The 23550-nt window shown below is 39.0% G+C and carries 26 protein-coding genes and 1 other annotated feature; of the genes, 15 read left to right on the top strand and 11 right to left on the bottom strand.

The window, feature by feature from the left end:
• Positions 1–145 precede the first annotated feature (145 nt).
• The gene (locus CWS20_RS17190) at positions 146–1654 is read left to right on the top strand and encodes a leucyl aminopeptidase (RefSeq protein ID WP_066190637.1); all 1509 of its coding nucleotides are present in this window, start codon (positions 146–148) and stop codon (positions 1652–1654) included.
• A gap of 664 nt (positions 1655–2318) precedes the next feature.
• Positions 2319–3632, top strand: a complete 1314-nt coding sequence (locus CWS20_RS17185) for a Na+/H+ antiporter family protein (protein WP_066190639.1) — start codon at positions 2319–2321, stop codon at positions 3630–3632.
• Between the two features lie 115 nt (positions 3633–3747).
• On the opposite strand, the gene CWS20_RS17180 is transcribed toward CWS20_RS17185, so the two are convergent.
• Entirely contained in the window at positions 3748–4269 is a 522-nt protein-coding gene (locus tag CWS20_RS17180; RefSeq protein WP_066190644.1) for a MerR family transcriptional regulator, read from the bottom strand.
• 233 nt (positions 4270–4502) lie between these two features.
• On the opposite strand from CWS20_RS17180, the gene CWS20_RS17175 reads away from it, so the two are divergent.
• Positions 4503–4736, top strand: a complete 234-nt coding sequence (locus CWS20_RS17175; RefSeq protein WP_066190647.1) for a hypothetical protein — start codon at positions 4503–4505, stop codon at positions 4734–4736.
• 31 nt (positions 4737–4767) lie between these two features.
• On the opposite strand, the gene CWS20_RS17170 is transcribed toward CWS20_RS17175, so the two are convergent.
• A complete protein-coding gene (locus CWS20_RS17170; RefSeq protein WP_180321491.1) occupies positions 4768–6165 on the bottom strand; it encodes an alanine/glycine:cation symporter family protein in 1398 nt (465 codons plus the stop codon).
• A 329-nt stretch (positions 6166–6494) separates the two neighbouring features.
• Between CWS20_RS17170 and CWS20_RS17165 the strand changes: the two genes are divergently transcribed.
• The 6 genes from CWS20_RS17165 (at position 6495) to CWS20_RS28750 (ending at position 12791) form a co-directional block, all read left to right on the top strand.
• The gene (locus CWS20_RS17165; protein ID WP_101226352.1) at positions 6495–7757 is read left to right on the top strand and encodes a PucR family transcriptional regulator; all 1263 of its coding nucleotides are present in this window, start codon (positions 6495–6497) and stop codon (positions 7755–7757) included.
• Between the two features lie 194 nt (positions 7758–7951).
• Complete coding sequence (gene ald / locus CWS20_RS17160; protein ID WP_066190650.1) at positions 7952–9082, top strand: alanine dehydrogenase; 1131 nt, start codon at positions 7952–7954, stop codon at positions 9080–9082.
• A gap of 198 nt (positions 9083–9280) precedes the next feature.
• Positions 9281–9502, top strand: a binding site (T-box leader).
• A 60-nt stretch (positions 9503–9562) separates the two neighbouring features.
• Positions 9563–10993 (top strand): proline--tRNA ligase, encoded by a 1431-nt coding sequence (proS, locus tag CWS20_RS17150; RefSeq protein WP_066190656.1) that lies wholly within the window; start codon positions 9563–9565, stop codon positions 10991–10993.
• 75 nt (positions 10994–11068) lie between these two features.
• Complete coding sequence (locus CWS20_RS17145) at positions 11069–11722, top strand: sigma-70 family RNA polymerase sigma factor (protein WP_066190657.1); 654 nt, start codon at positions 11069–11071, stop codon at positions 11720–11722.
• A 26-nt stretch (positions 11723–11748) separates the two neighbouring features.
• Complete coding sequence (gene clpP, locus CWS20_RS17140; protein WP_066190659.1) at positions 11749–12324, top strand: ATP-dependent Clp endopeptidase proteolytic subunit ClpP; 576 nt, start codon at positions 11749–11751, stop codon at positions 12322–12324.
• A gap of 164 nt (positions 12325–12488) precedes the next feature.
• Positions 12489–12791: a hypothetical protein gene (locus CWS20_RS28750; protein WP_241504213.1), complete on the top strand. Its 303-nt coding sequence runs from the start codon at positions 12489–12491 to the stop codon at positions 12789–12791.
• Positions 12792–12834: 43 nt separating this feature from the next.
• Here CWS20_RS28750 and CWS20_RS17130 read toward each other — a convergent pair whose 3' ends face one another.
• A complete protein-coding gene (locus CWS20_RS17130; RefSeq protein ID WP_066190667.1) occupies positions 12835–13209 on the bottom strand; it encodes a YuzC family spore coat inner layer protein in 375 nt (124 codons plus the stop codon).
• Between the two features lie 151 nt (positions 13210–13360).
• On the opposite strand from CWS20_RS17130, the gene CWS20_RS17125 reads away from it, so the two are divergent.
• Positions 13361–13747, top strand: coding sequence for a hotdog fold thioesterase (locus CWS20_RS17125; protein WP_066190672.1), 387 nt, complete (start codon positions 13361–13363; stop codon positions 13745–13747).
• A gap of 53 nt (positions 13748–13800) precedes the next feature.
• Here the strand turns inward: CWS20_RS17125 and mnhG are convergent, their stop codons facing one another.
• The 7 genes from mnhG to CWS20_RS17090 are packed head-to-tail and all read right to left on the bottom strand — an operon-like array spanning position 13801 to position 19587.
• Positions 13801–14220, bottom strand: a complete 420-nt coding sequence (mnhG, locus tag CWS20_RS17120) for a monovalent cation/H(+) antiporter subunit G (RefSeq protein WP_066190675.1) — start codon at positions 14218–14220, stop codon at positions 13801–13803.
• Positions 14204–14488 (bottom strand): Na(+)/H(+) antiporter subunit F1, encoded by a 285-nt coding sequence (locus CWS20_RS17115; RefSeq protein ID WP_066190678.1) that lies wholly within the window; start codon positions 14486–14488, stop codon positions 14204–14206. Before CWS20_RS17115 ends, mnhG begins: the two co-directional genes overlap by 17 nt.
• On the bottom strand, positions 14485–14964 hold the full coding sequence (locus CWS20_RS17110; protein ID WP_066190681.1) for a Na+/H+ antiporter subunit E: 480 nt from the start codon (positions 14962–14964) through the stop codon (positions 14485–14487). The genes CWS20_RS17115 and CWS20_RS17110 overlap by 4 nt, the downstream gene beginning before the upstream one ends.
• A gap of 5 nt (positions 14965–14969) precedes the next feature.
• Positions 14970–16460 (bottom strand): Na+/H+ antiporter subunit D, encoded by a 1491-nt coding sequence (locus CWS20_RS17105; RefSeq protein WP_066190684.1) that lies wholly within the window; start codon positions 16458–16460, stop codon positions 14970–14972.
• A complete protein-coding gene (locus tag CWS20_RS17100) occupies positions 16453–16794 on the bottom strand; it encodes a Na(+)/H(+) antiporter subunit C (protein WP_066190687.1) in 342 nt (113 codons plus the stop codon). Before CWS20_RS17100 ends, CWS20_RS17105 begins: the two co-directional genes overlap by 8 nt.
• Positions 16794–17216 (bottom strand): Na(+)/H(+) antiporter subunit B, encoded by a 423-nt coding sequence (locus tag CWS20_RS17095; RefSeq protein WP_066190689.1) that lies wholly within the window; start codon positions 17214–17216, stop codon positions 16794–16796. Before CWS20_RS17095 ends, CWS20_RS17100 begins: the two co-directional genes overlap by 1 nt.
• Entirely contained in the window at positions 17203–19587 is a 2385-nt protein-coding gene (locus CWS20_RS17090; RefSeq protein WP_066190692.1) for a Na+/H+ antiporter subunit A, read from the bottom strand. Before CWS20_RS17090 ends, CWS20_RS17095 begins: the two co-directional genes overlap by 14 nt.
• Positions 19588–19846: 259 nt before the next feature.
• On the opposite strand from CWS20_RS17090, the gene CWS20_RS17085 reads away from it, so the two are divergent.
• Together CWS20_RS17085 and kapD are read left to right on the top strand one after the other, a co-directional pair.
• The gene (locus tag CWS20_RS17085) at positions 19847–20074 is read left to right on the top strand and encodes a hypothetical protein (protein WP_066190695.1); all 228 of its coding nucleotides are present in this window, start codon (positions 19847–19849) and stop codon (positions 20072–20074) included.
• Positions 20075–20215: 141 nt separating this feature from the next.
• Positions 20216–20833, top strand: coding sequence for a 3'-5' exonuclease KapD (gene kapD / locus CWS20_RS17080; RefSeq protein ID WP_083957164.1), 618 nt, complete (start codon positions 20216–20218; stop codon positions 20831–20833).
• Between the two features lie 283 nt (positions 20834–21116).
• Here kapD and kapB read toward each other — a convergent pair whose 3' ends face one another.
• The gene (gene kapB / locus CWS20_RS17075) at positions 21117–21500 is read right to left on the bottom strand and encodes a kinase-associated lipoprotein KapB (protein WP_066190697.1); all 384 of its coding nucleotides are present in this window, start codon (positions 21498–21500) and stop codon (positions 21117–21119) included.
• Positions 21501–21675: 175 nt separating this feature from the next.
• On the opposite strand from kapB, the gene CWS20_RS17070 reads away from it, so the two are divergent.
• The 3 genes from CWS20_RS17070 to CWS20_RS17060 all read left to right on the top strand — a co-directional run bounded on the left by CWS20_RS17070 (position 21676) and on the right by CWS20_RS17060 (position 23524).
• Positions 21676–22407, top strand: a complete 732-nt coding sequence (locus CWS20_RS17070; protein ID WP_066190699.1) for a peptidylprolyl isomerase — start codon at positions 21676–21678, stop codon at positions 22405–22407.
• Between the two features lie 182 nt (positions 22408–22589).
• Positions 22590–22796, top strand: coding sequence for a hypothetical protein (locus CWS20_RS17065; RefSeq protein ID WP_066190702.1), 207 nt, complete (start codon positions 22590–22592; stop codon positions 22794–22796).
• Positions 22797–22951: 155 nt separating this feature from the next.
• Positions 22952–23524: a superoxide dismutase family protein gene (locus CWS20_RS17060; protein WP_066190706.1), complete on the top strand. Its 573-nt coding sequence runs from the start codon at positions 22952–22954 to the stop codon at positions 23522–23524.
• Positions 23525–23550: the final 26 nt, after the last annotated feature.

Raw genomic sequence — 23550 nt, 5'->3', positions numbered from 1 at the left:
ATAAATAAAATGCATTTGAAAATTTACTTGTAAAATTTTTATTGAATTTTTACAAAAGGCTGCCTTCATGCTCTTTGAAGATGAGTAAGTCGAAATATTTCTACAGATTAGATATAATAAATATATATTTGATGGAGGTGGAAACATGTTTACTGTAAAACATGAAAGCTTATATTCTTCAAGCCATGAGAATTTGATTATAGGTGTATTTGATGCACCAAATAAATTCGAGAATAAATTAGCTAAACTAAATGACATTTTCGAAGGGCAGTTAATGGATTTTGCCAAAAGCGGGGATGTTTCGGCTAAGCCAAAATCCCTTTCAAAAATACATACATTTGGGAAGATTGGTTCAAAACGTTTATTGTTTGTTGGACTCGGCAAGAAAAAAGAGTACTCCTTTGACGTTCTTCGCGAGGCATTAGGCAAAGCATTTAAAGAGACGAAAAATATGAAGATTGAAGAAACAGCGGTTTTTTTAGATTCCTTAACAGCGGATGAAAAAGTGGATACGTTGGATGCCGCCCATGCGATAAGCGAGGCTTTTGCAATGGCTACATATGAGTTCGAAGGTTATAAACAAAAATCAAATGAACCTGAAAAAAATATAGAGAAAATAGCTGTTTATACAGAAGAATCACAAGAAGATGTGATGGCGGCTTTAACCGTTGGCTTTGCCTATGGTAAAGGAACGAATTCAGCGAGAACACTTGTTAATATGCCGGGTAATATCCTAACCGCATCGGAAATGGCTAAGTATGCTGCAGAGCTAGCGAACCGATATGAGTTTGATATTGAAATATTGGACAAAAAGGAAATGATTGAGCTCGGCATGGGTGCATTGCTGGCTGTTAACCAAGGATCAGTTGAACCGCCAAAAATGATTGTGATGAAATATCAAGGAAGAGAAGATTGGAATCATGTTATTGGCTTAGTTGGAAAAGGAATTACGTTTGATACGGGCGGCTATTCTATTAAACCAAAAGATGGCATTGTTGGAATGAAAACTGACATGGGTGGCGCTGCTGCTGTATTAGGGGCTATGGAAATTATCGGTGAGTTAAAGCCTGAGCAAAACGTAATCGCTGTCATCCCGTCAACAGATAATATGATCAGCGGTGCTGCTTTTAAACCGGACGATGTCATTACGTCAATGAGCGGAAAAACAATTGAGGTATTAAATACGGATGCAGAAGGACGGCTTGTTCTAGCCGATGCAGTCACTTATGCAAAACAGCATGGTGCGAGTTATTTAGTTGATGTAGCTACATTAACTGGCGGAGTTATTGTTGCGCTTGGTACGGAAACGACTGGAGCAATGGCGAACAATGAGGCGCTATTTGAGCAAGTTTTAGAAGCGTCCTATGAAGCAGGTGAGCCGATCTGGCGTTTGCCGCTTTTTGAAAAAGATAAACAAAGAATAAGAAACAGCCAAGTAGCTGATTTAAACAATTCTCCAGGCCGAGAAGGACATGCAATTATGGCAGGAGGATTCATTGGAGAATTTGCAGAAGATACGCCATGGGTGCACCTTGACATTGCGGGAACTTCTACAAACAGCAAACAGCATGATCTAGGTCCTGCCGGAGCAACCGGTGTCATGACAAGAACCCTCGCGTTGCTAGTCGAGCGTTTTGAAGCAACCGAAGAATAAAATACAGCGATTAGTATAAGCCTTGGGTGATTCACTTCAGGGCTTATTTTTTTGATTTAAAAGAGGAGAACTGGAACCAAAAAAGCTTGAGCGAATCGCAAAACCGGTCATAGAGTGAGGAACTGGAACCAAAAAGGCTCGAGCAAAGTGCAAAAATGGTCATAGAGTGAGGAACTGGAACCAAAAACCTCGAGCAAAGTGCAAAAATAGTCATAGAGTGAGGAACTGGAACCAAAATGGCACGAGCAAAGTGCAAAAATGGTCATAGAGTGAGGAACTGGAACCAAAAAGGCTCGAGCAAAGTGCAAAAATGATCATAGAGTGAGGAACTGGAACCAAAATGGCTTGAGCGAATCGCAAAAATGGTCATAGAGTGAGGAACTGGAACCAAAAAGCTTGAGCAAAGTGCAAAACCGGTCATAGAGTGAGGAACTGGAACTAAAATTAGCTAAAAAATCACAAAAATGTTAATAATTTCACCGGATTATGAATTAGTTGAACTAATTAAGAGGAATTAAGGAGTGTGTTTACTAGACATAAATTAAGCCACTGGTTGACAATATCCAGGAAAATATGATATTTTTATATTCATATTTTATCACTCTACCATTTTAGTGAGATAAAGAAAAAATAATTAAGTTCAACATAGAAAGGTTTTTCAACTATGAATTCGGTAATAATTGCAGTATTTGTTATGCTAATCCTCAGTTTATTGCGGGTCAATGTGGTTTTATCGCTTATAATCGGTGGGCTCGTTGGCGGTCTCACCGGCGGGCTTGGTATAGAACGAACAATTGAAGTGTTTACGAATGGACTAGGTGGAAGTGCAGAGGTTGCACTGAGTTATGCATTACTAGGCGGTTTTGCTATTGCAATCTCACAGACGGGGTTGCCTAATTTATTAGTAGAATTAATTATTAATAAGGTAGGTAAAGAAGGAGATTCAAGAAAGAAAGTACTTTCAAAAACACTCATTGTACTTGCGATATTAATAATGGCATGTTTTTCCCAGAATGTGATTCCGATTCATATCGCATTTATTCCGGTATTAATTCCACCATTATTAAAAGTAATGAATGAATTGATGATTGACAGAAGATTGATTGCATCTGTTCTTACATTTGGGCTAGTTACACCGTATATGCTGATTCCTGCCGGTTTCGGAGCAATATTTCATCAGCTGCTCGCTGATAATATGACAAGCAGCGGTCTTACGGTCAATGTGGCTGATATCCCAGCTGCCATGATTCTTCCTTCATTGGGGATGGTGGTTGGATTAGTGATTGCAATTTTTATATCCTATCGTAAGCCTCGTCAATATGAGCAGAAGGAAGATGCGATTGTTCAAAAAAGTGAGTACTCAAAGGTTGGCATTGTTTTTTCTTTCATTGCCATTATCGTTGCGTTAATTATCCAAATTACTTTAGATTCCATGATCATCGGGGCAGTGGCAGGTATTATAGTTGTATACTTAAGCGGGGCTGTAAAGCTAAAAGAATCCGATCAATTGCTGACAGATGGCATGAAAATGATGGCTTTTATAGGGTTTGTCATGCTTGCGGCATTTGGTTTTGGAGACGTGCTCAAAGAGACAGGAGATGTCGCTTTACTCGTTGAGGATGTTGCTGCTGTAATCGGCAATAATCAGGCGTTAGGGGCTATCTTGATGCTTCTTGTGGGGCTCCTGGTGACAATTGGGATTGGTTCCTCATTTTCTACAATTCCGATTATTACAACCATCTTCGTCCCATTATGCTTAGAGCTTGGTTTTAGCCCGATGGCAACGATTGCCTTAGTAGGTGCTTCTGCAGCCATTGGCGATGCAGGCTCACCAGCTTCTGATAGTACACTTGGACCAACTGCCGGGCTAAATGCAGACGGTCAGCATAATCATATATGGGATACTTGTGTTCCAACGTTTATCCATTACAATATTCCTGTTATTCTTTTTGGATGGTTGGCAGCAATGATTCTATAATTGTTTAACCGTTGTTTCCTTTTCGGGGGCAGCGGTTTTTAGCATTGCGTAAAAAATAGTCCAGGGATCCAATCAGCCTTGGACTATTTTCCATGTACTAAAAGTCATCGAAATGTCAGAATCCAAAAAGCATAGTGAGGATATTTTTCTTTCTTACTCGTTTTCTTGGTTTTTCTTGATCAAAAATCAAAAGATTATCCGAGGGAAGAGGGGCGGTAGCATGTGCATGTTTCTTTTCTAATTGTTGAATTCTTTCGTTAAGTCTTAAAACCTCAGCCTGCAGCTCTTCAATTTCACTGCGATGATGAAGCAGCTGATAGGAAGCGACGTCATCTGCTTTAGCATTTAAGCGACTTTCGATATCATCCATTCTTGCGAGAATTTTATTGAATGATGCTGTGTCATTTTGGGGAGCAGCTATTCCAGTCCGTTTTTTTCTTCCTTCTACATGTACATCCTGCAGCAATACTCCATTATTTAACTGCTCGTGTACTTGCTTGAGAAGATGGATATCCTCTTTTGAAAAAGTATAATGGCCAAGTTCATTTCTCTCCATTTCAAGCTGTAATTGCTTTACCCAGCGCTGAACGGTACTTTGTGAAACGCCAAGAAGTTTGGCAACAGCTCCTGTGTTCATAAAAATCTCCTCCTTTATTGACTAATTGTAAATTGTATTGAAATTATGTGTTCATTCCAAGCACTTATCTAATCCTTGCTATCTTGATTCTTTATTAAAAAACAAAATCCTTTCACTATGACAAAAGTAGTTTTTCTTCGGCAAAGAAAGTGTAAATTTTACAAATAAATATAGGAAGGGATAAGAATGTTTTTTCATGTGCACAATGGTTGAAAATAGATGAGGTGTTGCAGATGACAGAGTCACAATTAGAAGCAGCATTTGATGCTGTCGGCTATAGCATTCTATATGAAAAGCTTAAATATAAAATTTGGGTAGCGTTTAATTGGAAAGAGGATGATGTCGATATATTGGAGCGGTTTTTATCAGCTTATGCCTTTGAAGAAGATGAGGAAATCCATTGCAATGAGTTTTTATTTCACTATAAAATTTATAAGAATATCGTTGAAAAAAACCATTGGAATTAAAAAGGCTGCAGATTCTGCAGCCTTACTTCTATTATTTTGCTGATGCTTTATAATGACTTTCAAAAAACTCATTTGTGTCTTGTACCACAACTTTTCTTAAAAGTATAAGGGCAATTAAGTTCGGAATCATCATTAAAGCATTGGCCATATCTGCGAATGCCCAAACTGTTGCAAGGTTTACCATTGCACCTGCAGCACAAGCGATGATATAAATTGCGCGATAGCCTGCAATTCCTTTAGTTCCAGCTAAATACTCAAAACACTTTTCACCGTAAACATACCAACCAACGATGGTTGAAAAACCGAAGAAAATTACTGAAAAAGCAACGATATACTCGCCTGCCGTCCCTAGCACATGAGCAAATGCTGCACTGGTTAGCGCTCCGCCATCGAGAGAACCATCATGCGGAACACCTGAAATTAATCCTCCGGTCGTATCCCAGAATCCTGTAATAATTAAAACGAGACCAGTCATTGTACAAACGATAATAGTAACGATAAATGTCCCAGTCATTGCAACTAATGCTTGTTTAACGGGGTGATCTGTTTTTGCATTGCCTGCAATAAGTGCAGCAGTACCGAGACCGGATTCATTGGAAAAAATCCCTCTTGAAACCCCATTTTTTATTGCCTCTGAAACAACGATACCAACAAATCCGCCTGTTGCTGCAACCGGATTAAAGGCATAGTAAAAAATCGTCTGGAATGCCGGGATAATCTGATCATAATTAATAAATAGAATGATGAGTGCCCCAGCAATATATAATAATGCCATAATCGGTACGAAGAAACCTGCAACTGTGCTTATTCTTTGCAGTCCGCCGAATATAATCAAGCCTGCTAATACTGCAAGCAAGATACCTGTAAATATACTATTAATGCCAAATGAATCCTCTGCAACTTGAGCAATTGTATTTGATTGCACACTATTCCCAATGCCTAGAGCGGCGAAAGCGCCAAATATAGCAAACGCGAGGGCAAGCCATTTAAATTTGCTTCCTAATCCGCGCTCTATATAATACATGGGCCCACTGGAATATTCTCCATTTTGGTTTTTTACTCGATATTTCATTGCTAATAAAGCCTCTGCATATTTAGTGGCCATACCTAGTAGGCCTACAATCCACATCCAGAATATAGCACCCGGTCCTCCAAGTGTAATGGCTGTTGCAACACCAGCAATATTACCGTTACCAATTGTGGCAGCTAAAGCAGTCATTAAAGCTTTGAAGTTGCTTACATCTCCTTCATCATCTGAAGAGGCGTTACCTTCTTTAGTAAATGCAAGCTTAAAGGCATAAAAAAGCTTAGTAAAGGATCTTCCTTTTAATAAAATTGTTAAGAGCAAGCCTGTACCAAATAATAATATTAAACTTGGGGTTCCCCATAGTACTGCATTAATTTTAGCTAGGAGTGCCATAATGTCCATATTTTAATCTCCCTTTATGTTAGATTCAAGAAAAATCATTGAGCCATGCCGAACATTTGAAAGCGATTGCAGTAATTTTTCTTAAGAAGCAATTGATTAAATTTATGAGAATATTTATTATTGTAAAATTATCTAAATATAACATCAAGTGAAATGAAAAAGTAAGTCAATTTTGAATTTTGAATTTATTTAGAGGTGAATAAATGAATTTTTCAAGCATGTCACTCCTAGAGCTGTCTAGCTTTTTAAGCTATAATAGAGCTAATATTATTTATAAAGATGTGTGCTTTTGTTTTAGGGGAAAACATAATTTATAGGGGGATAAAAGGGTGGCGTTTGAGAAAATGAACAAAGACAAAGATCCATTTAAACGACCTTTTGATAGTTTGGAAAATTTAGTTGATAAAATCCGAGATGTATTGGAATGTCCAGTAACGATTGAGGATGCTAATCACCGCCTTCTCGCATATAGCACACATGACGATCAAACGGATGCAGCCCGAATTGCCACTATAATAAGCAGAAAAGTGCCAGAGAAGGTAATTAACAGCCTTTGGAAAGCAAATGCAATTCCGCAACTTATGAAGAATGGAGAGCCTTTGAAAATACCGGAAATTAAGGAGATAGGTCTAGGAAATAGGGTGGCAATTTCAATAAGAAATCAAAATGAGGTACTAGGTTATATTTGGGTAGTGGAACGGGATAAATCACTTTCAGAGGATGAAATGAATTTATTAAAACTTGCTGCCAAATCAGCAAGGACAGAGCTCCTAAAGCTAAATCGGCAAAAGAAAAAAAGAGAAGAAAGCTATCAGGATTTCTTTTGGCAGCTACTTACTGGCAGATATCCAAATCATGAAGAAATTGTAGATAAAATGGAAGATTTGCATATACAGCCACCTTCGAGCTTCGCAGTGATTGTATTTAGGTTCGCTGACGATATTGATTTACAGACAGAGCAAAGCATCATATATTTAATTTCAACGAGCCAAAAGCTGCATGTAACCTTTCACACAGCAATGGGAACTGAATTTATCATTCTAGCTTCACCTTCCGAAGCTAAGGCGACAGAAAAAAACATCATTGAGTTTATTCATTATTTTATAGGTCAAATGAACACCCGATTTCAAGTTAATCAAATTATTGGCGCCAGCAGCGCTTTATCTGATGTTTTAGAGCATGTAGAGGAACGATACGCAGAAAGCTTGGAGGTCCTTCGTTTAAAATCACAATTCCCTGACGAAATGGAGGGAATTCAAACATATAATCAACTTGGTTTGTTCAGATATTTTGAATCCATCCTTGAAAAAAAGCAGAATGATGAATATAAATATCCGGTTATAACAAAGCTGCAGAAATACGACCATGAACATAAGACGGATTTATTGAATACAATAGAATGTTTTCTGGATTATGACAGTAATGTCAATGAAACAGCGAAAAAACTGCATATTCATGTGAATACGCTAAACTATAGGCTGAAGCGGATTTCCGATATCGCTGAACTAGATTTAAAAAGCGCCCATGAGAAATTTTCATTATATATGGAACTTAAAATAAGAAAATATATGTATAGAAAGCATCGTTTGTGAAATTCTACAAACGATGCTTTTCTAATTTTCATATATACACAATGTCATTTCAATTCTCTATTATTATACTGATAATAAGATAAAATAAAACTCACCAAATGGAGAGTTATACTGACGTAATGATCATTACGTTTTTTTAAGGGGAATTTTCAAAATACTTAATAATATATTTGGTGGATGAAAGGGGAATACTGATGATCATCGGGGTACCTAAGGAAATTAAAAACAATGAAAACCGTGTAGCAATGACGCCAGCTGGTGTGGATGCATTAGTAAAAGCTGGACATGAGGTCTTAATTGAAACAAATGCCGGGGTTGGAAGCGGTTTTGAAAACGCAGCTTACCAACAAACAGGTGCAAAAATCGTTGATACAGCACAAGAAGCTTGGGCTGCAGAGATGGTGATGAAGGTGAAAGAACCTCTTCCATCTGAATATGGATATTTCCGTAAAGGTCTTGTACTATTCACATATCTACATCTGGCAGCAGAGCCTGAACTTGCGCAAGCTTTGGTTGAAAGCGGTGTAACGGCAATTGCTTATGAAACGGTAGAAGTAAACCGCACTCTTCCATTATTAACTCCTATGAGCGAAGTGGCTGGAAGAATGGCAACACAAGTAGGCGCGCAATTCCTTCAAAAAACAAACGGCGGTCAAGGTATTTTGTTAGCAGGCGTGCCTGGTGTTTCTCGCGGAAAAGTGACGATTGTCGGTGGCGGAGTTGTTGGCATTAACGCTGCTAAAATGGCAATCGGTCTTGGCGCAGATGTAACAATTATTGATTTAAGCCCTGAAAGACTTCGTCAATTGGATGATATCTTCGGTAATAGCATCCAAACATTAATGTCAAATCCATTCAATATTGCTGAATCTGTCAAAGAGGCTGATTTGGTTATTGGGGCTGTTCTTATCCCAGGTGCAAAAGCGCCTAAGCTTGTAACGGAAGAAATGATTCAATCTATGAAACCAGGTTCAGTTGTCATTGATGTTGCAGTTGACCAAGGCGGTATTTTAGAAACAGTTGACCATGTGACAACACATGATGATCCAACATATATTAAACATGGCGTTGTTCATTATGCTGTCGCTAATATGCCTGGAGCTGTTCCAAGAACATCTACGATTGCCCTAACAAACGTAACAATCCCTTATGCCCTGCAAATTGCAAACAAAGGGGTAAATGTGGCAGTGGAAGCAAATCCTGCGCTTAAGCTTGGTGTGAACGTTGTAAATGGCAGCGTTACTTACGAAGCGGTTGCAAAAGATCTTGGCTATGATTATATGCCGGTTTCAACTGCACTAGACAATCAAAAAATTGCTAACTAATAAAACAGGCTCCCTTTTAATTAAGGGAGCTTTTTATAAGGATAATTCGAGTTAGAAAAATGTCTCAGCTCCAGCGCCTCCCCTTATCTATGATCTAAGCCAATCCTACCGCAAAGGTAAAGAACACCTTTCTGCGCTATTCTAATTTGCTAATGGATTTGACTTTTTCCTCCAAAGTATATATAATCTTCAAAAAATAGCTAAACGTTGATGAGGATTAGTAAAATGATGCCGTTTTTCACAGAGAGGGAGCCGTTCGCTGCAAGGCTTCTATTAACAATCATTTGAACCTGCCTGCTGAGTTCATGATGGACAATTGATGTCTCATCATGCGGATTGGATCTGAGCAATCCGTTATCAATAAGAGTGTAAAGCTTTGCTTTGAAATAGGGTGGTACCGCCATGCATATGGTCCCTATTTGAAAGCAGAGCTTTTTTTATACAAATGAACAGGAAATAAAAATAAATGAGGTGTAAAGAATGGGAAAAGAATTTGTTAAAGAAATAACTAGCATGGATGTAGACTTTGCACAATGGTATACAGATGTAGTAAAAAAAGCAGATTTAGTCGATTATTCCAGTGTTCGCGGTTCAATGATCATCAGACCATATGGTTATGCATTATGGGAGAATATTAAAGGTGAGTTGGATGATCGTATTAAAGAAACTGGACATGAGAATGTGTATATGCCTTTATTCATCCCTGAGAGCCTTCTTCAGAAGGAGAAGGACCATATTGAGGGATTTGCTCCTGAAGTAGCCTGGGTCACTCATGGAGGCGATGAAGAGCTGACAGAGCGTCTTTGTGTGCGCCCAACATCAGAGGTGCTTTTCGGTGAACATTATAAAAACATCATTCATTCCTATCGTGACTTGCCAAAGCTCTATAACCAGTGGTCTAACGTTGTTAGGTGGGAAAAAACAACGAGACCTTTTCTACGCACACTCGAGTTTTTGTGGCAGGAAGGACATACTTGCCATGCGACAGATGAGGAAGCCCATGAAGAAACAGTGAAAATGCTCGAAGTTTATGCTGATATTTGTGAAAATATTCTTGCTATCCCTGTCGTTAAAGGGAAGAAAACAGAAAAAGAAAAATTTGCAGGGGCAAAGTTCACCTACACAATTGAAAGCCTAATGCATGATGGCAAGGCGTTGCAATCAGGAACTTCCCATCATTTAGGCGATGGCTTTGCCAAAGCATTTGGCATTCAGTTCACTGATAAGGATGGAAAACAGCAATATGTGCAACAAACCTCATGGGGCTTTACAACAAGAATTATTGGCGCAATGATTATGGTGCATGGTGATGATCGCGGTTTAGTCATTCCTCCAAAGGCTGCACCAATACAAGTGATGATCGTACCTGTTGCTCAACATAAAGAGGGTGTGCTTGATTATGCTTACGGATTAAAGCGTTCACTTTCTAACGTTGCCAGGGTGGACATAGATGCGAGTGATAAAAAACCAGGATGGAAATTCAATGAATATGAGATGAAAGGTGTACCATTGCGCCTCGAGGTCGGACCAAAAGATATTGAAAAGGGACAGGTTGTCTTAGCAAGAAGAGATACCGGTGAAAAAATATTCGTCTCTGTTGAAAAACTGGAAGAAACGGTCGAGCAATTGCTTGAAGAAATTCAAACTTCCCTTTATAAAAAAGCATTGAATCATCGTGAAGAAAATACGTACACTGCATATAATTATAATGAGCTGGTTGAGCTGTTTAAAGAAAAAACCGGGTTTGTAAAAGCAATGTGGTGTGGTGACCGCGCATGTGAGGATAAAATAAAAGAAGATACTAGTGCGACATCAAGATGCATGCCGTTTAATGAAAAGGCCATTGGGTCCAAATGTGTATGCTGCGGAGAAGAAGCCGGCCATTTAGTATTTTGGGCTAAAGCATATTAAAAAAAATTTTATGACCCGTATCTTTTTATCCCTTTGTTTCGTTTAAAAAATAGAAAGGTTGAAGGAGTGAATGAAATGTATGGGAAGAGCAAGATGGATACTAAGGAAGAACAGTCTGGCATAGTGAATCTATACCCGGATCTTGAGCGTTACTGCTGCTTTCTCTGCCAAAATGAATGGGACGGCAAGGATGTTGCTCAAGAGACGATATTAAAAGCATGGAAATACTATAGTGATCAGGAGAAAATCACGCCTGCATTGCTGAATAAAATGGCTTATCATCAATGGATTGACACGATTCGCAAGCGAAAAAAAGAAATGATTACAGATGAACCTGAGGATAGGGCGCTGGCGCAATCAAACATTAATGAAATCGTGGAAACGCTGTTTGAAAAGCTGACGCCAAAGCAGTCGCTTATCTTCACTTTAAAGGAAGCGTTCCTGTTTAAAGTGGCTGAGATTGCAGAGATGCTTCATTTAACTGAATCTACGGTCAAAGGGATTCTATATCGTGCAAAACAGCGGGTAGAAAAAGAGGATCCTGCATCAGTAGCGCTATTTTGGAATGAAGAGCAGAGAGAAGTATTCTTTCCGATATTTTATCAAGCATTGACGCAGCAAAATCCTGATTTACTATTAGACATTCTTCCATACTTCCATGAAGAAAAAGTATCTACCATTCATTCTCATATTTCCACACCTTCCAATACTTTCTGTATGGCAGCATAAGCTGCTTCAAAAAGGAGGGAAAGATCATGAGCACGATTCCTTATGTAGTGGAGCAAACTGGTCGCGGTGAGCGTTCGTATGATATTTATTCCCGTTTATTAAAAGACAGAATTATTATGATTGGTGAAGAAATCAACGATCATATGGCTAACAATATTGTGGCTCAATTATTATTTTTAGCAGCGGAGGATGAAACAAAAGATATTTCTCTTTATATTAATAGCCCTGGAGGGTCAACTTCTGCAGGCTTTGCCATCTACGATACGATGCAATATATTAAGCCAGAAATACGTACGATATGCACAGGAATGGCAGCTTCATTCGGCGCGCTCCTTCTTTTGGCTGGGACAAAGGGAAAACGATTCGCACTGCCAAACAGTGAAATAATGATTCATCAACCGCTTGGAGGAGCTCGAGGCCAAGCAACTGATATTGAAATCTCTGCAAAAAGAATTTTAAAGTTAAAAGAACACACAAATAAAATTATTGCAAACAGAACCAATCAGCCGCTGGATAAGGTTGCCAAGGATACCGACAGAGACTATTTTATGAGCGCAGAAGAAGCAAAGGAATATGGCATCATTGACGGTATACTAGAATAAATTTTTGTTAAAAAAGACTTCCGCACAGGCAAAAGATGAGCGGAAGTCTTTTTTGCGGAACAAACCAATCATTCGGACTTCCTTTGGGCTTCCAAAGCCCACGCTCATGTCGTGACATTCGCATATGTAATAGTGTAGCGAACTCTAATTAAGGAGGTATCCCGATGCAATACTATTATAGAAGCCCGTATCCGGGAGAAGAGCGTTTTTTTTCATTTTTAGCAGCGCCATTTGTCGGCGGTTTTCTTGGCGGATTAGCTGGGGGAGCATTGGCAGCTCCGTTTTTCTTCCGGCCAAGACCATGTGGGTTTGGCCCTTGTCCACCCTTTGGCCCAGGATTTGGTCCATATGGTCCATATGGTCCGACACCGTATGGACCCGGCCAGGCTCAGTTTGGCGCAGGCGCACCGTTTAATCCAGGTCCATATGGTAACACTTTGATTAATATAAATAACGATGTATATTAATTTGTAAAAAGCACTCATATTTGAGTGCTTTTATATATTGTGCTTATGTCCACCGTAATCTTAATGCAAGGCTCGTATTCGTATCTCCTTTTGCTTCAAAGATTAGACGTAAACCGTCAGGATTGTATGTTACTTTAGGAATATTGTTTATGCCTGTCGATTGAATAAGGCTTTCCACCTTGGCTTGGTTTGATTCTTGTGCAGCAGTCATAATATTATATGAGAATTGCCGAGATTCCGCCATTTTGGCTAGTAATTTACTTGCATTTGTCATTAAACCCTCCATTTCTTTTGCTGAGACAATAAACTTGCTCGGATCCACACTCGGGAAGGTTCGATAGTTTTGAGCGTAATATGGGTAGGGAGCAGATGGATAATAATAGGGTGGTTGACAGGGAGAATAGTAATATGGGTACATTGTCTTTCTCCTTTCCATTTAGTCACTGTCATTAATTTATGTCTTTCAGGCTTTTCCTATGATTAAAAGCTAATATTTTCCTAATCCTGAAGAATAGAAGCTATAATAAAAAAGAGAAGCTAATTTACGAATACATAAAGGAGAGATAAGCATGTATCAAGGCGGCACTTTAGTGGATGCATTAGGAATTGAATTAGTTACACTTGAAAAAGGTAAAGTCGTTGCGACAATGCCAGTTGATGAAAGAACAAGGCAGCCCTTTGGCATATTGCATGGAGGGGCATCGGTAGCACTTGCCGAGACGGTCGCAAGTATCGGTGCCTATGAGTTGGTGGATAAGGAATCGGAAGCAGTTGCAGGCTTAGAAATCAATGCAAATCACATCAAATCCAAAACTGAGGGTATTGTAACTGCAACAGCGACTGTACTTCATCAAGGGAGAACAACTATGGTGTGGGATATAAAGATTGTGGATGAGGATAATCACTTAATTTGTGTGTCACGTTGTACGGTAGCCGTTCTGAAAATTAAAAGATAGATGATAAAAAAACAGCGAAGGGATTTGGCTCCTCCGCTGTTTTTCCATTAGCATTATTTCGATTCTGCCTTTATATTCTCTTCAATTTTCTTTCGATATGCCTCATATTCCTGATATTTCTCGGACTTCTTGATTTCGATATATTCTTTATAATCATCCGGCCCGTTTTGACCCCACATTTTAACACCAGAATGATAAGCGGCTCTTCCAAGCAAATGACCAGCCACTGGAGCGGTTAGGAACATGAATAGAATGCCTAAAAGGACTCTGGAGTTAAAGTGATCGTGAATAAAATAAAAATATAGAAATGTACCGAGTAAGATGCATAGGACACCGAGTGTCGCCGCTTTTGAGGCCGCATGGTTTCTTGTATAAACATCAGGTAGCCGAATGACACCAAGTGCAGCAATAAGGTGGAAAAAGGCTCCGATGAGTATGAAAGCGACAATAATAAGTTTAGCTATTTCTATCATTTTCAATAATCACTCCCTTCTCTAAATATTTGGAGAAGGCAACTGTACCGATAAAAGCTAAAATACCGAACAAGAGAATGACTTCCAGAAAAGCGTTTGTATCAAGCGCAATACAAACTAATGCCACCATCGCTACAATATTGACGCCAAGGGCATCAAGCGCAACAATTCGGTCAGGGAGCGTAGGTCCTTTTATTACACGGTAAAGCAACGTAATCATGGCAACCGCTACACAAATGAGGGCTATATAAACAACCGTTTGAATCATGTTCGGCTCACCTCCATGATTGCTTTTTCAAAGCTTTCTTTTATTCCATCAATTTCTGCTTTTGCATCCTTTATGTCAATCGCATGGACGAAGAGGATTTTTTTATCTTCAGAGATATCAATGACCATTGTCCCAGGTGTTAATGTAATCAAGTTAGCCAAAGTCGTAATCTCCCAATCCTTTTCCAATGAAGTAGGATAAGCAAAGATTCCTGGTGTCATATCCATTTTTGGCTTTAAAACCACCTTCACCACAGCTATATTCGCCATAATTAACTCTTTAATAAAAATCAGCGCGAGTTTGATAAAGGAGAATACTCTATATAAATAAAACCGTGAGTCAAAAAATTTCCGGAATACGAAAATAATGAGCAGGCCGAATATATATCCTTTTACAAATGCAACTGGTTCGTAAGTCGTTGTTAAAAACATCCACATGAAACCTAGAAACACATTTAATAATACTTGTTTTGCCATACTCACTACTCCTTTAGAACTGCATCGATATAAATATTTGTATTTGTTAATGTCTCAGCAGCTTGAGAAATATAAGGGTAAACAAAATCTGCACCTACACCATAGCATACGGATAATATGACAAGAATAACTGGTGCGATCAATAGTTTCTTATAAGGTACACGCTCTTCATTTTCAAAAGCGCGCGGTTTTCCCCATATCCCGTTAATAAATATTTTCATAATTGAGATGAGCACAAACAGACTCGACATCAGCACAATCGCAGCACCCCAATAATGCTCGGAAGCAAATCCGCCTTGGACGATTAGCAGTTTGCCGACAAATCCGCTTAATGGCGGGATTCCTGCAAGTGCTAGTGCAGCTAGGAAGAATGTCCACCCTAAACCGGGATAGCGTTTAATCATGCCGCCCATTGAACGAAGGTTGCTTGTCCCGGCAATCGCAGCCATAAGGCCAACAAGGAGGAACAGGGCTGCTTTTATAATCATGTCATGAATGAGATAAAATACGGAGCCTGTTAAGGCATCCTGATTCATTGTGGCGATTCCGAACAGAATCAAACCTACAGCAACGATTATATTGTAAATAACGATTTTCTTAACATCCCAGTAGGCAATTGCGCCGATCAGACCGCCTACAATCGTTAATATTGCCAGAACGATTAACAATTGTTGAATATAACCAGCTTCCTCAAAGAAAAATAGGGAATAGGTTCTAATAATTGAATAAACGCCTACTTTAGTCAGCAAGGCACCAAAGATTGCCATGACCGGTACTGGCGGGGCGTAATAAGATCCCGGCAGCCAGAAATATAGCGGGAATATCGCTCCCTTCAACCCGAAGACAATCAGGAAGAGAACACCAATTATTGTCACAATGCCTGGCTGAGAGATACCGCTCAGTTCACTTAATCTCACTGAGATATGAGCCATATTCAGCGTTCCAACTACAGAATACAAATAGGCAATTGAAATAACAAACAGAGCTGATGAGATGACATTTACTAATATATATTTAATAGATTCTCTCAGTTGAATTTTTGTCCCGCCTAATAATATTAATACGTAGGATGACATCAGCATTACTTCGAAAAATACGAATAAGTTAAAAATATCACCTGTTGTAAATGCACCATTTACACCAACAATCAAGAAATTGAACGCTGCGTAATAATGAAATTTTTCACGTTCTTCGCCAATTCCTTTAAATGAATAGATGATGCAGGCAAAAGCGACGACACTAGTTGTCAAAACAAGGAGTGCTGACAACATATCTGAAACGAGCGTAATGCCAAATGGCGCATCCCAGTTTGATAAGTTCAACGTTTGAACGCCGTCATTCTTTACCTTCTGGACGAGCATTGCCGCTACAACTACAGTCATAAAAGCTGAAAGACCTGCAATCCATCTTTGCAGCATAATTGATTTATTTGCGAAGATGAGAAGGACGCCTGTAATTAACGGGATGAGTATTGGTAATATTAAAAAGTTAATCATTGCCTTCATTTCCTCTCAATTTTTCCATATTATCTGTTCCTAGTACTTTATAGGATCTGTATCCAACGACTAGGAATAAAGCGGTGACACCAAAGGCGATAACGATTGCAGTTAAGATTAGCGCCTGAGGTAGCGGATCAGTATATGAACTAGCATTTTCACCGACTAGAGGCGCAGCTCCGCCTTTCAATCCGCCCATCGTTAATAAAAGCAGATGAACGCCGTGGCTCAAAATGGTGGTGCCAAGAATAATCCGAACAACGCTTCTAGATAGCATTAAATACGTTGCTGACATAAATAATATGCCTACGACAAAAGCCATCAATATTTCCATTATTCATCCCCTCCTATCGTTTGAATAATGGACATGGTCACACCCACGACAACAAGGTATACACCTAAATCAAATAAAGTCGCAGTGTGAAGATGCAATTCACCAAGTACAGGCACATGTATATCCCCAAATGCATGAGTAAGAAAAGGTGTGTTAAATAATAATGCACCTGCACCCGTGCCAATCGCAAATAATAATCCTAATGCAACCATGTACAAATAATTAAAAGGTAGAATTGTTTGTACTGTTTTCATATCGAAAGCAAGCAATAGCAAAAGAATCGCTCCTGATGTTAGAAGACCGCCGACAAATCCACCGCCGGGCGTATAGTGACCGGCAAAGAAAATATACACAGAGAAAAGAACGATGAGAAACAAAATCAGCTTTGTTGCAGTTTGTAGTATTAAATCACTTGTCTTCAACTTTCTTCCCTCCGTTCTTGCGCAGTTTAATTAAACTGAAAATGCCTAATGCAGCGATTCCTAATACTGCAATTTCAAACATCGTATCAAAGCCACGGAAGTCAACGAGAATTACGTTAACCATATTTTTACCAGCTGCTTCGGTATAAGTATTTTCAATATAATACTGTGAAATTGAATCAAATAGCTTGTTGCTATGGGCGGAAAGTGCAATTAGTGTTACGACTGCTCCGACTCCAACAGAGATGATCGCATTCCTCACTTTAAATGAAAGCGGGTCTTCTGTGAGCTTCTTCGGCAAATGGTAGAAGCAAAGAAGGAATAATGAAACAGAAATTGTTTCAATAACCAATTGCGTCAATGCCAAGTCAGGTGCTCTAAAGATGACGAAGAATAACGATACAATATATCCGATTGTGCCCGTTAGAATAATAGACGTAATCCGCGATTTTGTAAAAAGAATGGCAATGGAAGCGATCGCAATGATTAGCGAAAGCAGCACTTCGAAAAATTCAATCTGAGCAACATTTTCAGTACTAAAAGCAAACGCATCTTTTCCAAACAAAGTGGCAGCCAGAATGATAATGATAAACGTGAACATATAAGCTAAGTAGTTGCGAATCGAACCTGTCATATAGGCATTCGTTATTCCGTAAGATCCCTTTTGCATCCAATCGAGACTGTTATCATAGAAGCGGTTAAGTGCAAGCTTTTCCGGAAATAGACCATATACTCCACGCCACTTTGATAATGTGAAATAAAGAATCACGCCGACAAGAATCACGCCTATTGTCATGAGAAGCTCTTCATTTACTCCATGCCAGAATGAAATTTTAACATCAAACGAGAAGCCTGGCATAATCGTCTCCAAAGCTGGAACTAAAACTGAACTAGACAAAATATTAGGGAAGAAACCGAAAATAATTACTAATGAAGCTAGGATAATCGGTGAAATCAGCATACCGATCGGTGCTTCATGCGGCTTTTTCTCTAATTTTTCCGGCTGATATTTGCCTGTAAAAGTCTTGAAGACAAGAATCATGCTGTAAATGAAAGTGAATACGCTGGCTATCCAGGCGATAATTGGAATTAATATACCCCAGTTGAAATCCATTTCCAACACGCTTAGCATGCCTGTAAAGAACATTTCTTTGCTCAAGAAGCCATTAAATGGCGGTAATCCAGCCATTGAAAAGGCGCCGATGATCGCGATGGTGAAAGTAATCGGCATAAAATTCATTAACCCGCCGAGTTTGCGAATATCACGCGTTCCTGTCTCATGGTCGACAATCCCGACTACCATAAACAAGCTGCCTTTAAAAGTGGCATGGTTGATTAAGTGAAATACAGCAGCTGTTGTAGCGACAGTAAAGATTGCCGGGTTCAGCTCATCAAAATGCAGTGCGGCAGCGCCGATGCCAAGCAGCGACATAATTAATCCGAGCTGGCTGACCGTTGAAAAGGCAAGAATTGATTTTAAATCTGTTTGTTTTACCGCCGAGAAAGATCCCCAGAATAAAGTAACAAGTCCAAAGCCGGCAATGAGCCAAACCCAAAGTGCATGCTCTGCAAATACAGGACTCATTCGCGCTACTAAGTAAATTCCCGCTTTAACCATCGTAGCGGAGTGCAAATAAGCACTAACAGGTGTAGGCGCTTCCATTGCATCAGGTAGCCAGATATGGAATGGAAATTGTGCAGACTTTGTAAAGGCGCCAAGCAAAATACATAATAATGCCGGAACAAATAATGGATGATTAATAATCGCATCTGATTGTGCAATGATTTCAGTAATGCTAAAGGTTCCCGTCATTAAGTATAGAAGGATAATTCCGCCAAGCATCGCAAGACCGCCAAGCACGGTAATGATCATTGACTTTTGTGCACCATAGCGGGACTTCTCACGGTCATACCAATAGCCAATCAGCAAAAAGGATGAAAAGCTTGTCAGTTCCCAAAATGCATACAGGACAATGAGGTTATCAGATAGAACGACACCTAACATGGCTCCCATAAATAACAGCAAATACACATAAAATGTATTGAGCTTTTCAGTATTTTTAGATAAATAATAAATTGAATATAGGACAACCAATGAGCCAATACCAGTAATAAGCAAGGCGAAAAGCAGACCTAATCCATCTACTTTTACGGTGAAATCAATTCCGAGAGATGATATCCATGAAAAAGACTCAGTTATCGTCTGCTTGTTAGAAGTAGAGGAGATAAACGAAATAAAATACACGAATAAGAGAATAGGCAATGGCAGGACAAACCAGCCAGTATGAACTCCTTTTATGTACTTATAAAAAAATGGAACAAATATCGCAATGATAAAAGGCGCGATAATTGCCAAATGTAACAGTGACAAAATAATACCCCCTTCGTTTTGAGACTGTTTTATTCACAATCCATTATATCGAATTTTGTCTAACACTTTTAATTTATTCATCCACCATGAAAGTAATTATAACGTAAAAATATTGTCCCTGCATGACAGAAATCCTTAATCAATAGGTTTTCCCAACTGATTAATAAATAAGTAGAAACACGTCGATTTTTGGCAAAAATTTTTTATTTGGAATAAAAGTTTGTATATTTATACAAACTACTATTAGGTGGTGGTTTGTATGTTGAAAATAAAGGCTTTAACCGCGATTTCAATATTTTCAATCATGTTTGCAGGCGCGTGGATTATTAATCAGGCCGAAGTGGACGATTTTTATATTATTGCTCCAAATAATCAGCCAGAGCAGAATGTAAATGATTCTGTGGAGATTATAGACGAAGAGTTTAAAGCAGGAAATGACTTGGAATTTGGTCCAAGGGAATATGTGAAAATCAGAAGAATTTCTTAAAAAAAAAGTTGAATCAAGTGAAAATGCGGAGAAGGCAGACTTCTTCGCTTTTTTCTATTACCAATGTGCAGAAAAATGAAAATATTTCATGATATAATAATATATATTTAATAAAATGGACTTGGAGAAGGTGAGGAGAAAGTGAAGGAGCAGCAATATTTATTTATTGATTTTGAGTTTACAATGCCTGAAAAAGGATGGAAAACGAAAGGCTTTTATCCAGAAATCATCGAGGCTGGCATTGTTTCAGTTGTAAATGGAACGATCCTTCATGAATACTCATCTTATGTTAAGCCTGAGCGATTCCCCGTATTATCAAAACGATGTAAATCATTTTTGAACATCGAGCAGCCGCAAATAGATTCCGGTATTTCTTTTCGACAATTAGTTGAAAACATGCGGAAAATCAATGAGAAAAGACCATGCACAATCGTTACTTGGGGAAATATGGATATGAAGGTGTTGAAAAATAATTGTTTGCAAGCAGGTGTTTCATTCCCATTTGTTGGGCGAGAAATAGATTTATCTATGGAGTATAAACGCTTTTTTGGCGACCAAAACCAGACAGGACTTTGGAAGGCTGTGCAGGAATACGGCAGGGATGGCACAGGCAAGCATCATCGTGCTCTGGACGATGCGATGACAACTTATAACATTTTTAAACTGGTCGAAAAGGATAAAAAGTACTTGCAAAAGCCCAAGCCCACCACAATAGGTGACCTTGTCGATTTCTCAAAGCTGTTTAATCATTACGCATAAATCGGCCGTCCAATTGGGCGGTTTTTTGTGATGGGGATCAATTGAAGTATGCTGTTAATATAGCTGTTCATTCTAAAGAGAATCTAAAGTTCCTCAATAGACACTTAACAGAATTTACTCTTGTGAAGTACTCCCAAAAGCAGCGGAACAGCGGAATAAATAGAGTTTATTCCGTTGAATAAGCCCCAGAGGCCTGCCAAAAAGCCGAATAAATGGCTTGAACAACAAAATAGCATCCAAAAGTTTTCAGCTTGTGGATGCCGCATTTCAAAGTGAAGGAAAATTAATTTCTAAAATAATCTTTTTCTAAAATTTCCAAATTCTCAATGCTCTTCTCGGCCCATGGCGTGCCTTTTTCCTGCAAATCCTGCCGCATTTTTTTTAGAGCACTCATTAATGATTCGTTGTAATCGGGGATCTCTTCGTCAAATGGTTTGACCATTTGTTTTGGTACATTTGTCTGCTCGCGGTATGCAAGTGCGCGCCGTTCCTGAAAGAACACGCCATCGGTTTCTTTAGGATGATGAAGGTCTCCTTGAGTGGGATGCTTCAATACAGCGAGTACACGGACTAAATATGCTTGTGATCGAATATCCGTAACTTCCCCAATGTATTTACCAGTTTTATAAATGCCAGTGACAATATCGCCAATGTTCATTTCAGTCATTTGTATCTCCTCCTTATCGGATATTTTCATTATGACGGACGCGAGTAAGAAAGACAACGAATAGAAATCAAACAAATATCCTTGCCAATTTTGGCAAAAACAGATAGATAGACACTTTACAATGACTAGCTAATTCAAAAATAATGATAGTATGATACATAACGGAGGTGTTTTTATGAAGTTACGTTTATTTGCTCCAGTTTTCGCATTTATGCTGCTATTAGCTGCTTGCGGAACCAATGCTGATGAAAGTGAAAATCAGGGGGCGACTGGCGACAAGGAAAAAAATAATGAAACAGAACAATCGGAAGAAGTAAAGGATTATCCGCAATTATCACAAGATGTAAAAGAGAATGAAACGCTTGTAGAAATGGAAACATCAATGGGAACCATTAAAATTAAACTATTTCCGGAACTTGCGCCAAAGGCAGTTGAAAACTTTGTGACGCATAGTAAAGATGGTTATTATGATGGGGTCATATTTCACCGCGTCATTGAAGACTTCATGATTCAATCTGGCGACCCAGAAGGAACAGGCGTAGGCGGTGAAAGTATTTACGGCGACTTTTTTGAAGATGAATTCACTAATCAAGCATTCAATATTCGCGGCGCTCTATCAATGGCAAACCGTGGAGCTGATACGAACGGCAGTCAGTTCTTTATTGTACAGAATACAAAATTAGATGCTGGAATAGAAGAGCAGTTAATAGAAAATAACTATCCGGAAGAAATCATTGAAGCTTATAAGGAAAATGGCGGCACACCTTGGCTTGATGGGAAACACACTGTGTTTGGACAAGTCATTGAGGGGATGGATGTAGTAGATAAAATAGCTGCCGCAGAAAAAAACGAAAATTATAAGCCGAACGAAGATATCGTGATAGAAAAGATTACTGTGAAGGAATAAGGTTGGACTGATTTTCCTTAACTGTTATAATAAACAGGAATAGGATAGTTATCTTAGAAAAACTTGGCGTTCGGCCAGTTCGAATGCCTTTCCTTTTCTTCATTTAGGAATTCAAATTAATCAGACTACAAGCGCATGAATAAAGTTAAACTCTCTGATTAGCCTAGAAAGGAACGGTCATAATGTTGCAATCGTACGTATTGTCGCTATTCTTATACTTTCCAGAGGATAAAACGGAATACATCCCAGCGGTCATTTGGCTTGCTGTTTTCATGGTATTTGCCTTTTTAGCGATGAGATGGTTCATTAAGACCTCTAAACGCGAAGGAGAAAAAACAAAAGATCTGGAAGAGCGCATTAATAAACAAAGAGAAAAACCAGCCGAATAGAGTGAAAAATACAACTGCTCGAAATCGAGCGTTGTATTTTTTTTGTGCCATAAATGGAAATTGCTAGTGAGAAGGAACATACGTCTGCAGTGGTCATATTTCTATCCTCTTCCGGGTAGTCTAACGATATAAATATGGTTTTTGGAGGATAGGCGATGAGATTTAAATTAGGTGTCGGTATTAGCTTCGTCATTTTATTAGCGGGCTGTGGACAACAGGAAATATCAAAATTGGATGTGGAATTATATAATGCAGTTGGAGATTCACTTGGCAAGGTGAAGCTAGAGGAACAATCAAGCGGTGTAAAGCTAGGTGTTGATTTAAAGGGGCTTCCGCCAGGGGATCATGCGATTCATATTCATGAGAAAGGGTCATGTGAAGCACCGGATTTTAAATCTGCCGGCAATCATTTTAATCCAGAAGATAAGGAACATGGGCTTCTCAATCAGAAAGGCCATCATGCAGGTGATTTGCCAAATATTACAGTTGAAGATGATGGCAAGGTAAAAGTAGATTTAATGGCACCAGAGGTGACATTAAAAGATGGGAAAGGTTCTTTAATAACAAAGGATGGCACCTCAATTGTAATTGATGAAAACATTGATGACGGAATGACACAGCCTTCAGGAGATTCTGGAGAGCGCATTGCCTGTGGTGTAGTTTCAAGAGATAAAGAAGGTGCCGGACAGAAGGAGGCACAGGATGATAAAGGAGAACAGGAGACATGATGTACATGAGCTGCTATACAAGTTAG

Origin of the sequence: Cytobacillus horneckiae, assembly GCF_002835735.1 — a bacterium.
Lineage (GTDB): Bacteria > Bacillota > Bacilli > Bacillales > Cytobacillaceae > Cytobacillus > Cytobacillus horneckiae.
This window is presented reverse-complemented; position numbering and strand designations above follow the sequence as displayed.

Bases quoted from the DNA above. Each gene is read 5' to 3' on its own strand.
- CWS20_RS17185 (WP_066190639.1), top strand. From the start codon at position 2,319: ATGAATTCGGTAATAATTGCAGTATTTGTTATGCTAATCCTCAGTTTA.
- CWS20_RS17100 (WP_066190687.1), bottom strand. From the start codon at position 16,794: ATGGAAATATTGATGGCTTTTGTCGTAGGCATATTATTTATGTCAGCA.
- proS (WP_066190656.1), top strand. From the start codon at position 9,563: ATGGGAAAAGAATTTGTTAAAGAAATAACTAGCATGGATGTAGACTTT.
- kapB (WP_066190697.1), bottom strand. From the start codon at position 21,500: ATGACTGAAATGAACATTGGCGATATTGTCACTGGCATTTATAAAACT.
- CWS20_RS17060 (WP_066190706.1), top strand. From the start codon at position 22,952: ATGAGATTTAAATTAGGTGTCGGTATTAGCTTCGTCATTTTATTAGCG.
- CWS20_RS17115 (WP_066190678.1), bottom strand. From the start codon at position 14,488: ATGATTCAAACGGTTGTTTATATAGCCCTCATTTGTGTAGCGGTTGCC.
- CWS20_RS17070 (WP_066190699.1), top strand. From the start codon at position 21,676: ATGAAGTTACGTTTATTTGCTCCAGTTTTCGCATTTATGCTGCTATTA.
- CWS20_RS28750 (WP_241504213.1), top strand. From the start codon at position 12,489: ATGCAATACTATTATAGAAGCCCGTATCCGGGAGAAGAGCGTTTTTTT.
- CWS20_RS17065 (WP_066190702.1), top strand. From the start codon at position 22,590: ATGTTGCAATCGTACGTATTGTCGCTATTCTTATACTTTCCAGAGGAT.
- mnhG (WP_066190675.1), bottom strand. From the start codon at position 14,220: ATGATAGAAATAGCTAAACTTATTATTGTCGCTTTCATACTCATCGGA.
- CWS20_RS17145 (WP_066190657.1), top strand. From the start codon at position 11,069: ATGTATGGGAAGAGCAAGATGGATACTAAGGAAGAACAGTCTGGCATA.
- CWS20_RS17180 (WP_066190644.1), bottom strand. From the start codon at position 4,269: ATGAACACAGGAGCTGTTGCCAAACTTCTTGGCGTTTCACAAAGTACC.
- clpP (WP_066190659.1), top strand. From the start codon at position 11,749: ATGAGCACGATTCCTTATGTAGTGGAGCAAACTGGTCGCGGTGAGCGT.
- CWS20_RS17085 (WP_066190695.1), top strand. From the start codon at position 19,847: ATGTTGAAAATAAAGGCTTTAACCGCGATTTCAATATTTTCAATCATG.
- CWS20_RS17130 (WP_066190667.1), bottom strand. From the start codon at position 13,209: ATGTACCCATATTACTATTCTCCCTGTCAACCACCCTATTATTATCCA.
- CWS20_RS17190 (WP_066190637.1), top strand. From the start codon at position 146: ATGTTTACTGTAAAACATGAAAGCTTATATTCTTCAAGCCATGAGAAT.
- CWS20_RS17105 (WP_066190684.1), bottom strand. From the start codon at position 16,460: ATGATTAACTTTTTAATATTACCAATACTCATCCCGTTAATTACAGGC.
- CWS20_RS17175 (WP_066190647.1), top strand. From the start codon at position 4,503: ATGACAGAGTCACAATTAGAAGCAGCATTTGATGCTGTCGGCTATAGC.
- CWS20_RS17110 (WP_066190681.1), bottom strand. From the start codon at position 14,964: ATGGCAAAACAAGTATTATTAAATGTGTTTCTAGGTTTCATGTGGATG.
- CWS20_RS17125 (WP_066190672.1), top strand. From the start codon at position 13,361: ATGTATCAAGGCGGCACTTTAGTGGATGCATTAGGAATTGAATTAGTT.
- CWS20_RS17170 (WP_180321491.1), bottom strand. From the start codon at position 6,165: ATGGACATTATGGCACTCCTAGCTAAAATTAATGCAGTACTATGGGGA.
- ald (WP_066190650.1), top strand. From the start codon at position 7,952: ATGATCATCGGGGTACCTAAGGAAATTAAAAACAATGAAAACCGTGTA.